Raw genomic sequence first — 14,667 nt, forward strand, 5'->3', positions numbered from 1 at the left:
TCCAAGCGATGCCATCTTCTTCCATCACTCGCCATGTCTTTGTCTACGGCACCCTGCGCAAAGGGGAAGAGCGGGACATCAACCGCCTGCAGCCCGCACCGCGCTGGGTAGGGCGGGCGCAAGTGGCGGGCCTCATGCATCATCTGGGAAGCTACCCGGGCCTGGTGCTGGGCGGACCAGGTGTGGTGCACGGTGAGGTCTACGCCATCAGCGCCGAGCTGGAACGCGTGCTCGATGAAATCGAAGAGGTCTGGCCGCAGCAAACTGGTGAATATGCCAAGCGCGAGGTGGTAGTGCAGCTGGACGCGAGCCCGAAGCCAGGCGGGTCGCGAGGCGCGGCGCGTGAGCTCTTGTGCGTCCTTTATGAAATCGCACCTGAGCGCACCCAGGGCAAACCCGTCATCGCCGGAGGCGACTGGGTGCTGCACCGTACCGGCCGCAAAAGCTGAGTTTCCGCGCTTGTTGCCGCAAGCATGCGTGCACCGTGCACCCATTCTGATTGGATCGAAGCACGGGCTGCCTTCGCGGCACTGTTGGGCCCGCTCGTGGCCTTGCCCCATATTTCACGATTCAATAAATTCATTTCACAATATAAAAATGTGAAATGGTGCGCTGCGGAAATTTTTCTCAATCTGAGAAATAGAATTTTGTATTGCGGTATTTATTCGGAAGAGTGTTGATTTTGTTTGATTTTAAATTTGTCTTATATAAGACATAAGAGCTTCACAAAGTCTTGTAGAAGACTTAAAGTGACTTCATCGCATTCACTTTTTTCTCTTCTTCAATTCTCTTTAACCCACGGAGCCCACCATGCCACAAACCCTCACTGAACAACTGAGCCGCGACCAGCAGATTTCCGCCCTGGAAAAAGACTGGGCCACCAATCCCCGCTGGAAGGGCATCAAGCGCGGTTACAGCGCGGCCGACGTGGTCCGCCTGCGCGGTTCCTTCCCCATTGAGCACACGCTGGCACGCCGCGGCGCTGAAAAACTCTGGGACCTGGTCAACAACGAGCCTTACGTGAATTGCCTGGGTGCGCTGACGGGCGGCCAGGCCATGCAGCAGGTCAAGGCCGGCGTCAAAGCGATTTATCTGTCGGGCTGGCAAGTTGCCGCCGACAACAACAGCTACGCTTCCATGTACCCCGACCAGTCGCTGTATCCCGTGGATTCCGTGCCTACCGTGGTCGAGCGCATCAACAACACCTTCCGCCGCGCTGACGAGATCCAGCACTCCAAGGGCATCGATGCCGGCGACAAGGGCTATATCGACAACTTCGCGCCCATCGTGGCCGATGCTGAAGCCGGTTTCGGCGGCGTGCTCAACGCCTTTGAACTGATGAAGGCCATGATCAAGGCCGGCGCTGCCGGTGTGCACTGGGAAGACCAGCTCGCCTCGGTGAAGAAATGCGGCCACATGGGCGGCAAGGTGCTGGTGCCCACGGCCGAAGCCGTGCAAAAACTGGTGGCGGCCCGCATGGCTGCCGACGTCTGCGGCGTGCCCACGCTGGTGATTGCCCGCACCGACGCCGAGGCGGCCGACCTGCTGACCAGCGACTACGACGAGAACGACAAGCCCTTCATCACCGGCGAGCGCACCGCGGAAGGCTTCTACAAGACGAAAAAAGGCATTGACCAAGCCATTAGCCGCGCCATCGCCTACGCCCATTACGCCGACCTGGTGTGGTGCGAAACCGGCACGCCTGACCTCGAGTTCGCCAAGAAATTTGCCGACGCCGTGCACAAGGTGCACCCCGGCAAGATGCTGGCCTACAACTGCTCGCCGTCCTTCAACTGGAAGAAGAACCTCGATGACGCAACCATTGCCAAGTTCCAGAAAGAGCTGGGCGCGATGGGCTACAAGTACCAGTTCATCACCCTGGCCGGCATCCATTCCATGTGGTACAACATGTTCGATTTGGCTCAGGACTACGTCAAGCGCGGCATGTCGGCCTATGTCGAGAAGGTTCAAGAGCCCGAATTCGCTGCCCGCGACCGCGGCTACACCTTCGTGTCGCACCAGCAGGAAGTTGGCACCGGCTACTTCGACGAAGTCACCACCGTGATCCAGGGCGGCAAGTCCAGCGTGACCGCGCTGACCGGCTCCACCGAAGAAGAGCAGTTCCACTGAACTGAACTCCCGCAACAATTACCCAGACGCTTGTACCTTCAAGGTGCAGCTTTAGCCCGGACAGGAACTTAGGGCCTATCCGGGCTTTTTTGTGAATGCTTTTTGGCGTAGAGTGCAACTTGTTACATAAAACACGACTTTGAATATCAACTGGAGGGGCTGCCGTGTCGGACTTAACCGTGGGTTTCAAGCGTATTTCCTGTCCCGATTGCGAGGGTTCCGGTGAACTGCGCATCGAGAGCGAAAACATCAACGAGCATTTCGAAGTCGAAAAGCAGACCGTCATCACTGAATGCCCGCGTTGCCTTGGTTTGGGCTTTTTGCCGCCTGGCTCGCAATAGCGTTTCGCGCAACGCTGAACGGGCGCCGGGGACGGGGTTTTGCCAACCTGCGTAAAATACGCGCATGCAATCAATCAAGCTGGAAACAGGAAGGATCGTTCGGGTTATGACACCGCGAACTACGACCTCGTCCGTTTTCTGGAGTCATCCAGGGCGCTAGGCCGCTCCCCTTGGTGATTGTTAGCTACACAATTTATAGCTCTCATCCAAATTTCCCCATCAAAGCGCGGCGTGTTCCGCGCTTTTTTGTTGCTCCCATTTTTATCTCAAAAAAAGTCCATCACATGATTCAGATCACGCTCCCCGATGCCTCCAAGCGCGAATACCCGCAAGCTGTGACGGTCGCCGAAGTCGCCGCCTCGATAGGCGCCGGCCTGGCCAAAGCCGCCCTGGGCGGCAAGGTCGACGGCAAGGTGGTGGACACCAGCTACCTGATCGACAAGGACAGCGCGGTCTCCATCATCACGGCCAAGGACGCCGACGGCCTGGACATGATCCGCCACTCGACGGCCCACTTGCTGGCCTACGCCGTCAAGGAACTGTTCCCCGATGCGCAGGTCACCATTGGCCCGGTGATCGAGAACGGGTTTTTCTACGATTTCTCCTACAAGCGCCCGTTCACGCCGGAAGATCTGGTAGCGATCGAAAAGCGCATGACAGAACTCGCCGCCAAGGATGAGCCGGTAACCCGCCGCGTGTTGCCGCGCGACGAGGCCGTGGCGCACTTCAAGAGCATCGGTGAACACTACAAAGCCGAGATCATCGCCAGCATCCCCGCCAATGAGGACGTGTCGCTCTATCGCGAAGGCGCCTTTGAAGACCTGTGCCGCGGGCCTCACGTGCCCAGCACGGGCAAGTTGAAGTTCTTCAAGCTCATGAAAGTGGCCGGCGCCTACTGGCGCGGCGACCACCGCAATGAAATGCTGCAGCGGGTCTACGGCACGGCCTGGGCGACCAAGGACGAACTCCAGCAGTACCTGACGATGCTGGAGGAGGCTGAGAAACGCGACCACCGCAAGCTCGGCAAGGAGCTCGACCTGTTCCACATCGACGACCATGCACCCGGCCTGGTGTTCTGGCACCCCAAGGGCTGGACTGTGTGGCAGGGCGTGGAGCAGTACATGCGCAAGGTCTACCAGGACAACGGCTACCAGGAGGTCAAAGGCCCGCAGATCATCGACAAGACGCTGTGGGAGAAAACCGGCCACTGGGACAAGTACCGCGACAACATGTTCACGACCGAGAGCGAGAAGCGCGAATACGCGCTCAAGCCCATGAACTGCCCCGGCCACATCCTGATCTTCAAACAGGGGATCAAGAGCTACCGCGACCTGCCGCTGCGCTACGGCGAATTCGGCCAGTGCCATCGCAACGAACCTTCGGGCGGGCTGCACGGCATCATGCGCGTGCGCGGTTTCACGCAGGACGACGGCCATATTTTCTGTACAGAGGACCAGATTCTCAAGGAATGCGTGGACTACACGACCTTGCTGCAGAAGGTGTACACCGATTTCGGCTTCAAGAACATCATCTACAAAGTGGCCACGCGCCCCGAAGCGCGCATCGGCTCGGACGAAAGCTGGGACAAGGCCGAGCACGCGCTGATGGAAAGCCTGCGCGCATCCGGTTGTGAGTTTGAAATCGCCCCTGGCGACGGTGCGTTTTACGGCCCCAAGATCGAATACACCCTGAAAGACGCCATCGGCCGCCAATGGCAGTGCGGCACCATGCAGGTCGATTTTTCGATGCCGGAGCGCCTAGACGCTGAATATGTGGGCGAAGACGGCAACCGCCACCGGCCGGTAATGCTGCACCGCGCGATTGTGGGCAGCCTGGAGCGTTTTATCGGGATTTTGATCGAAGAGCACGCCGGCGCGTTGCCGACCTGGCTGGCTCCCGAGCAGGTTTCGGTCCTCAATATCACCGATTCCCAGGCCGAATATGCCCGGGAAGTTGCCAAAACGCTGCAAAATCAAGGGCTTAGGGTCAACCTGGACCTGCGCAATGAGAAAATTACGTATAAAATACGGGAGCACTCGATGAAAAAGCTGCCTTACATCCTGGTCGTAGGCGACAAGGAGAAGGAAGCCGGATCCGTAGCAGTGCGCGCCCGGGGCAATAAAGACCTTGGAGTGATGCCCCTCGATGCATTTGCCCGGCAAATTGCTTCTGACATCACACAAAAAGCCTGAATCGCTGACGAATTCCTCCGAGTTTGTGGGCATTAAAGCTTCTCGTCCATGCTGGACGGGCGCAAGCCGCTATAGCTTTTATAGCAAGAGTTAAAGGATAGAACCATCGCTACTGAATTTCGTGACCGCCGTCACCGTGAAGAACGCAAGCACCGCTTGAACCGTGAAATCATGGCCCCCGAAGTGCGTCTGAGCGGGCCGGACAACGAGCCTTTAGGCATTGTCAGCATCGCGGAGGCCTTGCGCCTGGCAGGTGAGGCCGACGTGGACCTTGTTGAAATCTCCCCCACGGCGGTTCCGCCCGTGTGCAGGTTGATGGATTACGGCAAGTTCAAGTACGCCGAGCAGAAGAAGGCGGCGGAAGCGAAGTCCAAGCAAAAAGTGATCGAGATCAAGGAAGTCAAATTCCGGCCCGGCACTGACGATGGGGACTACAACATCAAATTGCGCAACATCAAGCGCTTTTTGGAAGAGGGCGACAAGTGCAAGATCACCTTGCGCTTTCGCGGCCGCGAAATCACGCACCAGGAACTGGGCCTCGCCCTGCTGGCGCGCATTCGCGACGAGTTGGCGGATTTGATTGTGGTGGAGCAGTTCCCCAAGCTTGAAGGCAGGCAGATGGTCATGATGATCGCGCCGGGCCGCAAGAAGCCCGGCGGCAAGCCGGCAGCGGAAACTGCCGCCGCACCGGCGCCTTCGGCCGCCGCCTGAGGCAGGAAGAAGAACACTGGTTTGCCGGATTCATCCGGCGGGCCGTAGGGGATGCCGCAAGGCGTTTCCGGTGAGGGCAGGCGACAAGCCTTTCCTCCGAAAGTGACGGGGTCAAACCCGTCGCGCCCAGCGAATGTTGAAAAACGCCCGCTGGCAGTGGCAAGTGTCATCACTCGCCACTGACAAGTGGCTCGGGGCCATCAAGTCTGCGGAAGGTTCGCAGCGCCTCACGAGCACAAATGAAAAGGAGCATTTACATGCCCAAAATGAAGACCAAGAGCGGCGCTAAAAAGCGTTTCCGCGTTCGTCCGGGTGGTACCGTCAAGCGCGGCCAAGCCTTCAAACGTCACATCCTGACCAAGAAGACCACCAAAAACAAACGCCATCTGCGTGGTGCGGTGACTGTTCATGAGACCAATATGGGTCACATGGCACAGATGCTCCCAGGCCAGGGCATTTAATTAACGACGAACAAGGAGTACACACATGCCTCGCGTCAAACGTGGTGTAACGGCTCGCGCCCGCCACAAAAAAGTTTTAACCCTTGCAAAAGGTTTCCGCGGCCGCCGCGGCAACGTCTTCCGTATCGCCAAAGAAGCGGTAATGAAGGCTGGGCAATATGCCTACCGTGACCGCCGTACCAAGAAACGCGTGTTCCGCCAGTTGTGGATCGCCCGTATCAATGCTGCAAGCCGTTCATTCGGCCTGACCTACAGTCAGTTTGCCAATGGTCTGAAGAAAGCCGGCATCGAGATCGACCGCAAGGTTCTGTCCGATATGGCCATCCATGACAGCGCTGCTTTCGGTGCCATCGTTGAACAGGTGAAAGCCAAGCTGGCCGCCTGATTTTCAGGCCAGGCGGTATTGAGACTATCGAATCAATCACTGCCGACGCAAGAAAATAAAGGGCTGGAGCTTGAAAAGGCTCTGGCCCTTTTTCATGGCCTTTTCCGCAGCGCTCACTGCTTGCTTGCATGGTGAGAGTGCTGCCGAAAGCGCCTTCGCTGTTTTGTATTTCGAACAAGAGAACGTATGACCCAACCTGATGCCCTCCAAGAACTGGTCAGCAGCGCCCAGGCCAGCTTTGCGCAGGCCCACACACCTGCCGACCTGGAAAACGCCAAGGCGCAGTTCCTGGGCAAGGCCGGCCGCGTGACCGAGTTGATGAAGGGCATGGCGGCCCTCAGCGTCGAAGAGAAAAAATCCCGCGGCGCCGCCATCAACCTGGCCAAACAGGCCATCGAAGCCGCGCTGAGCGAACGCCGCCAGGCACTGGCCGACGCCGAACTGCAAAAGCAGCTCAAAGCCGAAGCGCTCGACGTGAGCCTGCCGGGCCGCCAGCGCGCGCAGGGCGGCCTGCATCCCGTGTCGCTGACGCTGGAACGCATCGAAGGCATTTTCGGCTCCATGGGTTTTGATGTGGCCCAGGGCCCCGAGATCGAAACCGACTGGTTCAATTTCACCGCGCTCAACACGCCCGAAGACCATCCGGCGCGCTCGATGCACGACACCTTTTATGTCGAGGGCGGCACCGAAGCCGCGCCCAACCTGCTGCGCACCCATACCAGCCCCATGCAGATCCGCCATGCGGTCCAGCATGTCAAAAAACACCGCGCGCTGATTGATGCCGGCGGCCGCATGCCAGAGATACGCGTCATCGCGCCGGGCCGCACCTACCGTGTCGACAGCGACGCCACTCACTCACCCATGTTCCACCAGTGCGAAGGCCTGTGGATAGGCGAGAACGTGAGCTTCAAGGACCTCAAGTTCGTTTTCACCGATTTCTGCCGCACCTTCTTTGAAAGCGACGACTTGGTGCTGCGCTTTCGGCCCAGCTTCTTTCCTTTTACAGAGCCGAGCGCCGAGATCGACATCCAGTTCCAGACCGGCCCGCTCGCCGGCCGCTGGCTGGAAGTGGCCGGCTCCGGCCAGGTGCATCCGAACGTGGTGCGCAACATGGGGCTGGATCCCGAGAAATACATCGGCTTTGCCTTCGGCATGGGCCCCGACCGCCTGACCATGCTGCGCTATGGCGTCAACGACCTGCGCCTGTTCTTCGACGGCGACATCCGTTTTCTCTCGCAGTTCCAGTCATAAGCCATAAGAACAAAAACAAGGTCTCACCATGCAATTCCCAGAATCCTGGTTGCGCGAATTCTGCAACCCGCCGCTCGATACCCAGCAGCTCGCCGACACCCTCACCATGGCCGGCCTGGAGGTCGAAGAGCTCAAGCCTGTGGCGCCGCCTTTCACCAAGATCGTCGTCGGTGAAATCAAGGAAGCCGTCCAGCATCCTGACGCCGACCGCCTGCGTGTCTGCCAGGTCGACGTGGGTCAGGGCAGCCTGCTCAACATCGTCTGCGGCGCGCCCAATGCCCGCGTCGGCATCAAGGTGCCTTGCGCCCTGGTGGGCGCCGAGCTGCCGCCCGGCGAAGACGGCAAACCCTTCCTGATCAAGGTCGGCAAGCTGCGCGGCGTCGAAAGTCAGGGCATGCTGTGCTCTGCGCGCGAACTCAAGCTCTCCGAAGACCATGGCGGCCTGCTCGAACTGGCCGCCGATGCGCCGCTGGGCCAGGACATCCGCGAGCACCTGCGGCTCGACGACACGCTGTTCACGCTCAAGCTCACGCCCAACCTCGCGCATTGCCTGAGCGTTTATGGCGTCGCGCGTGAAGTCGCCGCGCTCACGGGCGCTCCACTCAATACGCCATCTTTTCCTGCGGTGGCTGCGGCCGACGCCACCAAGGTGCCGGTCAAGATCAGCGCCCCCGATCTGTGCGGCCGCTTTTCCGGCCGCGTGGTGCGCAACGTCAATACCAAAGCCGCCACGCCGCAATGGATGGTCGACCGCCTGGCCCGCTGCGGCCAGCGCAGCGTGACCGCGCTCGTGGACATCTCCAACTACGTGATGTTCGAGCTGGGCCGCCCCTCGCACATCTTTGACCTCGACAAAATTCACGGCGGGCTCGACGTCCGCTGGGGCAAGCCCGGCGAGACGCTCAAGCTGCTGAACGGCAATACCGTGACGGTCGATGAAAAGGTCGGTGTCATCGCCGACAACGCACAGGTCGAATCGCTTGCTGGCATCATGGGCGGCGACGCAACTTCCGTATCTGACGACACGAAACACGTCTACGTCGAGGCCGCTTTCTGGTGGCCCAAGGCGATTGCCGGCCGCTCGCGCCGCTACAACTTCTCGACCGATGCGGGCCATCGCTTCGAACGCGGCGTTGATCCCGGGCAGACCGTCGAGCACATCGAACGCATCACCCAGCTGATCATCGACATCTGCGGCACGCCGGAAACCGTGTGCGGCCCCATGGATGACCAGCAGGTCAATGTGCCCAAGGCGGCGCCCGTCACCCTGCGCGTCGCGCGAGCCGCCAAGGTGATCGGTATGCCGCTCACGCAGGCACAGTGCCTGGATGCGCTCCAGCGCCTGGGCTTGCCGGTGGCGCAGGGGGAGGGCACGCTGACCGTGACGCCTCCCAGCTACCGCTTCGACCTGCAGATAGAGGAGGACCTCATCGAAGAAGTGGTGCGCATGGTCGGCTACAACCATTTGCCCGACACGCCGCCGCTGGCGCCCATCACGGCGCGGCTGCGCCCCGAGGCCGAGCGCAGCCCCTTTGGCGTGCGCCGCGCTTTGGCTTCGCTGGGCTACCAGGAAACCATCAATTTCAGCTTTGTGGAAGAGCGCTGGGAGCATGAGCTTGCCGGCAACCCGAACCCCATCAAGCTGCTGAATCCGATTGCCAGCCAGATGAGCGTGATGCGCAGTTCGCTGCTGGGCTCGCTGTTGCAGGTGCTCAAGTTCAACCTGCACCGCAAGGCGCCCCGCGTGAATGTGTTCGAGCTGGGCCGCGTTTTCTTGCGAGACGCCCAAAGCCAGAACACCGACACCACCGTGGCGGGCTTCAATCAGCCCATGCGCGTGGCCGGTTTGGCCTACGGCCCGCGGGCTGCGCTGAACTGGAGCCAGCCCGACAAGGCGGTGGATTTCTTCGACATCAAGGGTGACGTCGAAGCCTTGCTCGCGCCGCTGCAGGCGATTTTTGCCCCCGCCGCGCATCCCGCCATGCATCCCGGCCGCTGCGCCAGCGTCTCTGTGGCGGGCAAGCAGATCGGGTTCGTAGGTGAACTGCATCCGCAGTGGCGCCAGGGCTACGACCTGGCCCAGGCACCGCTGTTGTTCGAACTGGACCTCGACGCGGTCTTGCAGCGCCAGGTGCCCGAATTCAAGCAGGTCAGCAAGCTGCAACCCGTGGAGCGCGACATCGCCGTCATCGTGGCCGAGGGCATCACGCACGCCGCGCTCATGGGGACCATCCATGGCGCCGCCACGCAAGGCCTGCTCAAGGGTGCGACCTTGTTCGACGTCTACCGGCCGCAACAAGCAAGCGCCAGCATGCAATTGGGCGAAAAAAGCCTGGCCGTGCGCTTGGTGCTTTCGAGCGACACCGCTACACTGACCGACGAGGAAATTGAGGCGGCCGTTCAGGCGGTTCTCGCGAATCTGCAAGGCCAACTCGGGGCACGTTTGCGTGCCTGAGGCTTCCACGAAATCTTCCAAGAATAAAAACGCCAGGAGCACTGCCGCATGGATTTTTCTGTAGAAAGCCTGGAAACCCCGGCGCTGACCAAGGCGCACCTCGCCGAACTGCTGTTTGAGCAGATCGGGCTCAACAAACGCGAATCGAAGGACATGATCGACGCGTTTTTCGACCTGATTTCAGACAGTCTGGTGGACGGCAATGACGTGAAAATTTCCGGTTTCGGCAATTTCCAGATCCGCACCAAGGCCCCCCGTCCCGGCCGCAACCCCCGCACCGGCGAGGCCATTCCCATCCAGGCCCGCCGTGTGGTCACCTTCCACGCCAGCCACAAGCTCAAAGACCAAATCCAGGGCGAAACCGCGGCCGAGTGAGTCCCGCCGGCGCCCGGTCCTCGGCGGCGTGATTTTCACCAAGGCGATCACCTTAGTAACTAGGTGTTACCTGTGTGACGGAACAACAGATTTCAAAAAAGCCCAGCAACCCTTTGCGCTAACTTTCGACTTAGAGTAGATTTAGAGGTTTCCTCCTTAGCGCATTGATTTAATTGGAGAAAACCCTTCCACCCATCCCGGCGAAACGCTATTTCACTATCGGTGAAGTCAGTGATTTGTGCGGCGTCAAACCTCATGTGCTCCGTTATTGGGAGCAGGAGTTTACGCAGCTACGCCCGATGAAAAGGCGCGGCAATCGCCGCTACTACCAGCACCACGAGGTGCTCATGATCCGCCGCATCCGTGACCTGCTCTATGACCAGGGTTTCACCATCAGTGGCGCGCGCAACAAACTCCAGGAAATCGTCCAGATCGAACGCGACAAGCGCCGCAATGGCGAGGTCATGCTGGACGGCGTCGAAGTGCTCGAAGGCGGGGAGTCGCTGCTTGAAGGCGGTGATTCGGTACTCGACGATTTTGAGGACTCGACGGACCACTCCGACTTTGAAGACAGTGAGGGGTCTGACCTGCCCACGGGCACCGCAGCGCAGCAAAGGCTGCAGCTTGTGCGTCGCGAGTTGTTCGAAATCCGCGATCTCCTCGGCAACAACCACTGAGAAGCGCTTCGGGGCAGGCTATAATCTGAGGCTTGTCGGTGTGTGGCGCAGCCTGGTAGCGCACTTGCATGGGGTGCAAGGGGTCGAAGGTTCGAATCCTTTCACACCGACCATTAAAACCAGCAGAGAGCCGGTTAGCGTTTGCTAACCGGCTTTTTTGTTTCTGGATGCAATTACACGGCCGCGGCCTGCACCGCCCGGCGAAGCGCCGCCCGCGCCAACAGACGCGTCGAATCCAGGGTCGGCAAGGGTGAATTGGCGTCACTCATGATCAGCGGGATTTCGGTGCAGCCTAGGACGACGGCATCGCAGCCCCCGCCTTTCATGCGGGTCATCACCTGCTGGAAATACGCGATCGCCTGGGGCGTGAAGACGCCATACACCAGCTCATCCATGATGATGCGGTTGATCTCGTCACGTTCAGCGTCTGTGGGTCGCAAGTAGTCCAGTCCGCGTGCGCCTAGCTTGTCCGGGTAGACCTCGCTGCCCACCAGCCATCGGGTGCCGGTGATGCCTATGCGCTTGTAACCGCGTTGCGCAGCCTCTCCGGCGACGACTTCCGCGATGTGCAGCCAGGGCAGGGGCGAGCGCCCCTCAACATGCGCGAAGGCCTGGTGGATGGTGTTATCGGGGCAAATCAGAAAATCGGCGCCCGCCGCCGCAAGCTTGTGGGCCGAGGCCAGCATGATGTCGCCGACACCGCGCCAGTCGTCCCGGTAAATGCAGGCCATGTAGTCGGCCAGCGAGGGCGTGTGCAGGGTCACCTCGGGATGGGCATGCGGGCCCAACAGTTTGGCGCCTTCGGTGCAAATGGTCTGGTAACAAAGCGCTGCGCCTTCCGCGGAACAGCCGACGATGCCGATGTGCAGGGGTTTCACCATGGTATTCATGACCTTGTGCGAGGGATGCTGCCGCGGCGCGAGTTCGCGCGGCTACCTCGTCAATTAACGCTGCCGCCGCGGGATTTCAACCCCCGGAAAACCCTGATCGCTCAGGCGGGTTCGGGTGCGAGTTCCACCGCAGGCGTTGCTTCGGGCTGCCCGGTATCGGCCTCACCGTCGCCGAGTTCGCCGCCCAGCGCATCCAGCACATCGGGGATCAATGAAGACAGCTCACCGGTGATGATGGCCGCGTCGGTGTCAAAACCATCGTCGTCCTTGCCGCTTTCCTGCACGCCGTCCAGCACCACGTCGAGCAGCTTGAGTTTTTTGAGCTGTGCGGTTTCGGTGAGTACAAAAGACACGCGCTCGTTCCAGGTCATGGCAAGCTGCGTGGGCACCTTGCCGGCTGCGATGTGCTGAGCCACTTCGTCGATGTCCAGGGTGTGGCGTGAATAGCGGACCGTTGCCTTCTGGTCATCGGGCGTCTTGAGTTCGCAGTCGCGGTCCACCGTAAAGTTGTAAGGTGCTTCGCGGGTCGACAGCCAGTGGGACATGGCAGCGGCGGCCGACATCTGCGTCTGGATGGGGCTGGCCTTGAGGCCGGGCAGGGCGCCGGGGAGTTCGCTGAGCGCCTCCACCAGGTAGCTGATGACCTTGTCGGCGCCCGTGAGGTTGCCGGAATCGACCACCAGGAATTTGTTCACCGGGTCTATCCACAGCGTGGTGGTAGAGCGTTTGGTGAAGGCGCGCGGCAGAAGGTCCAGCATGACTTCCTGCTTGAACTCCTTTTTGATCTTGGCGCCCACGCGCTCGCGGCCAGTTTCTTCCTTGTATTTTTCAATGCGCTCATCCACCGCGGCCTTGACGGCTGAGGACGGCACGGGCCGGCGCTCGGTGCACAGGCGCGCGATCAACGAGCGGCCGACACTTTCGAGCAGCACGGTGCTTTTGTTGCCGCGGGGCGGCACCCAGCCGCTGGATTCCGGCTCGGTCGCACCGCAGGGCACAAAACGGTGCGACTGGAAAATTTCTTCCAGGGCCTCCAGGGGCGGCAACACAAAATCATCGGCAATGCGGAAAAAGATCGCGGTATTGAACATGGATTCCGGGGAGGTGTTGGGGAAGGAGAAAAGAGACTGGCCTTGAGGCCGGCCGCAAACGAAGGCCCTTGTGGGATTCGCTGCTATGCGGGAAATTCTACCGGGGACTGCCGCGCGGGCGGCCGGTCTTTATGTGATATCAAGCGTATGGATGCCGAAGGCGCCCTTGCGCCTGTCCTCAAAATAGTGTTCCAGGGTTTCCTTGACGGTCTTGAAGGCAATCTCGTCCCAGGGGATCTCGGCTTCGGTGAACAGCCGGGCTTCCAGGGTTTCATGGCCCGGGTTGAATTCATTGCTGAGCAGGCGTGCCCGGTAGTACAAATGCACCTGCCCGACGCTCACCACATTCATCACGGTGAAGAGGCCCAGCATTTCAAATTGGGCGCCGGCTTCTTCGTCGGTCTCGCGGGCCGCGCCCCCAGCGGTAGTTTCGCCCAGTTCCATGAAGCCGGCGGGGAGCGTCCACTTGCCCCAGCGCGGCTCGATGTTGCGCTTGCAGAGCAGAACCTGCGCGCCGTCCTCACCCCAGGCCGGCACGGTGCCGACCACGTTGAGCGGGTTTTCATAGTGGACGGTGTTGCAGGCCGGGCAGACCGCGCGCTCCTTGGTATCGCCGTCATCCGGCAACCTGTAGGCCACGGCGGTGCCGCAGACACGGCAGTGTTTCAGGGGAAGGCGGTGCATCGGATGAGTGTAGCGGCTCCGCAATAGCGCACCGTAACCGCCCTCAGGGCTTCTGCTTACTTGAGGGACGAGTAGTTGAGCGGAACCCAGGCGTAAGACTTACCGGTGGCCTTGCGCACATGGCCTAGGCCGGGGAAAGCGATGTGGGCGGAGCCGACCAGGTAGCCACCCTTTGCCGCGGCGGCATAGGCCAGCGCGCGCTCTTTGGCGGCCGGGGCCGAGTCGCTGTCGAATTTGATGGTGACGGCGGGGTCGTCGAACTGGACGGCGGCAACGTGCATCAAGTCGCCCCACAGCACCAGCTTCTCGCCCTTGCTTTCCACCACATACACGCTGTGGCCGGCGGTGTGGCCGTGCGAAGGTTGGGCGCTGATGCCGGGCACGAGTTCGGTGCGGCCCTCGAAAGGCTTGAGCTTGCCGGCCGCGGCGTAAGGTTTGATCGAGGCCATCGCGCCCTGGAAGAAACCCTGCGATTCTTTGGGTGCGGCCTTCATTTTGGCTTCGTCCAGCCAGAAGTCGGCGTCGGCCTTGTCCACGCGCACGATGGCGTTGGGGAAAGCAACGGCGCCAGCTGTCACCAGGCCACCCACATGGTCGGGGTGCATATGGGTGATGTAGATCTCATCGACCTGCTCGGGCTGGTAGCCGGCTGCCTTGAGGTTGGCCTGCAGGCTGCCCAGCGTGGGCCCGAACAAGCCGGCGGCGCCGGTGTCTATCAGCACCAGCTTGCTGCCGGTGTTGATGAGGTAGGCATTGACCGAGGTTTCCACCTGGTCGGGCAGGAAGGCTCGCTTCAGGGCTGCATCGACCTTGGCGGGGGTGGTGCGGGTCAGCAGGTCTTTGACGGGCAGCTTGACGGTGCCGTCCGACAGCGCGGTGACCTCAAAGTCGCCGAGCATGACGCGGTAATAGCCCGGGGCCTGGGTCTTGACCATGGGGCCGGCGGCGGAGGCGCTGAGCGCGGTGCTGGCCAGCAGGACGCTGAGGGCGAGGTGCTTGAAAGTGAAAGGACGCGACATGGAGT

At 60.7% G+C, this 14,667-nt stretch carries 15 protein-coding genes and 1 tRNA gene; 11 read left to right on the top strand and 5 right to left on the bottom strand.

Annotated features, from left to right (window positions below; translation table 11 throughout):
- Positions 1–8: 8 nt before the first annotated feature.
- On the top strand, positions 9–449 hold the full coding sequence (locus AC1D0O_RS16585; protein ID WP_477654604.1) for a gamma-glutamylcyclotransferase family protein: 441 nt from the start codon (positions 9–11) through the stop codon (positions 447–449).
- Positions 450–810: 361 nt separating this feature from the next.
- Entirely contained in the window at positions 811–2,130 is a 1,320-nt protein-coding gene (gene aceA, locus AC1D0O_RS16590) for an isocitrate lyase (protein WP_477654605.1), read from the top strand.
- Between the two features lie 173 nt (positions 2,131–2,303).
- On the opposite strand, the gene AC1D0O_RS16595 is transcribed toward aceA, so the two are convergent.
- Positions 2,304–2,537, bottom strand: coding sequence for a hypothetical protein (locus AC1D0O_RS16595; RefSeq protein WP_477654606.1), 234 nt, complete (start codon positions 2,535–2,537; stop codon positions 2,304–2,306).
- Between the two features lie 218 nt (positions 2,538–2,755).
- On the opposite strand from AC1D0O_RS16595, the gene thrS reads away from it, so the two are divergent.
- The 9 genes from thrS to AC1D0O_RS16640 all read left to right on the top strand — a co-directional run bounded on the left by thrS (position 2,756) and on the right by AC1D0O_RS16640 (position 11,091).
- Positions 2,756–4,663 carry a threonine--tRNA ligase gene (gene thrS / locus AC1D0O_RS16600; RefSeq protein ID WP_477654607.1) on the top strand — a complete coding sequence of 636 codons (1,908 nt, stop codon included), beginning with the start codon at positions 2,756–2,758 and terminating at the stop codon, positions 4,661–4,663.
- 105 nt (positions 4,664–4,768) lie between these two features.
- The gene (gene infC / locus AC1D0O_RS16605) at positions 4,769–5,374 is read left to right on the top strand and encodes a translation initiation factor IF-3 (protein WP_436155388.1); all 606 of its coding nucleotides are present in this window, start codon (positions 4,769–4,771) and stop codon (positions 5,372–5,374) included.
- A gap of 257 nt (positions 5,375–5,631) precedes the next feature.
- The gene (gene rpmI / locus AC1D0O_RS16610) at positions 5,632–5,835 is read left to right on the top strand and encodes a 50S ribosomal protein L35 (protein ID WP_007870723.1); all 204 of its coding nucleotides are present in this window, start codon (positions 5,632–5,634) and stop codon (positions 5,833–5,835) included.
- A gap of 25 nt (positions 5,836–5,860) precedes the next feature.
- On the top strand, positions 5,861–6,220 hold the full coding sequence (gene rplT / locus AC1D0O_RS16615) for a 50S ribosomal protein L20 (protein WP_477654608.1): 360 nt from the start codon (positions 5,861–5,863) through the stop codon (positions 6,218–6,220).
- A gap of 186 nt (positions 6,221–6,406) precedes the next feature.
- A complete protein-coding gene (pheS, locus tag AC1D0O_RS16620; RefSeq protein ID WP_477654609.1) occupies positions 6,407–7,471 on the top strand; it encodes a phenylalanine--tRNA ligase subunit alpha in 1,065 nt (354 codons plus the stop codon).
- A 28-nt stretch (positions 7,472–7,499) separates the two neighbouring features.
- Positions 7,500–9,926: a phenylalanine--tRNA ligase subunit beta gene (pheT, locus tag AC1D0O_RS16625; RefSeq protein ID WP_477654610.1), complete on the top strand. Its 2,427-nt coding sequence runs from the start codon at positions 7,500–7,502 to the stop codon at positions 9,924–9,926.
- A 48-nt stretch (positions 9,927–9,974) separates the two neighbouring features.
- A complete protein-coding gene (locus AC1D0O_RS16630) occupies positions 9,975–10,301 on the top strand; it encodes an integration host factor subunit alpha (RefSeq protein WP_477654611.1) in 327 nt (108 codons plus the stop codon).
- 173 nt (positions 10,302–10,474) lie between these two features.
- Positions 10,475–10,978: a MerR family transcriptional regulator gene (locus AC1D0O_RS16635; RefSeq protein WP_477654612.1), complete on the top strand. Its 504-nt coding sequence runs from the start codon at positions 10,475–10,477 to the stop codon at positions 10,976–10,978.
- A 36-nt stretch (positions 10,979–11,014) separates the two neighbouring features.
- Positions 11,015–11,091: transfer RNA gene (locus AC1D0O_RS16640), tRNA-Pro, on the top strand.
- Positions 11,092–11,151: 60 nt separating this feature from the next.
- Here AC1D0O_RS16640 and AC1D0O_RS16645 read toward each other — a convergent pair.
- The 4 genes from AC1D0O_RS16645 to AC1D0O_RS16660 all read right to left on the bottom strand — a co-directional run bounded on the left by AC1D0O_RS16645 (position 11,152) and on the right by AC1D0O_RS16660 (position 14,662).
- Positions 11,152–11,859, bottom strand: coding sequence for an aspartate/glutamate racemase family protein (locus AC1D0O_RS16645; RefSeq protein ID WP_477654749.1), 708 nt, complete (start codon positions 11,857–11,859; stop codon positions 11,152–11,154).
- A gap of 110 nt (positions 11,860–11,969) precedes the next feature.
- Entirely contained in the window at positions 11,970–12,959 is a 990-nt protein-coding gene (locus tag AC1D0O_RS16650; RefSeq protein WP_477654613.1) for a recombination-associated protein RdgC, read from the bottom strand.
- Positions 12,960–13,088: 129 nt separating this feature from the next.
- Positions 13,089–13,643, bottom strand: a complete 555-nt coding sequence (locus AC1D0O_RS16655; RefSeq protein WP_477654614.1) for an NUDIX hydrolase — start codon at positions 13,641–13,643, stop codon at positions 13,089–13,091.
- Between the two features lie 56 nt (positions 13,644–13,699).
- Positions 13,700–14,662 (bottom strand): MBL fold metallo-hydrolase, encoded by a 963-nt coding sequence (locus AC1D0O_RS16660; protein WP_477654615.1) that lies wholly within the window; start codon positions 14,660–14,662, stop codon positions 13,700–13,702.
- Positions 14,663–14,667 lie beyond the last annotated feature (5 nt).

The organism is Polaromonas sp. P1_F2 (genome assembly GCF_056405735.1).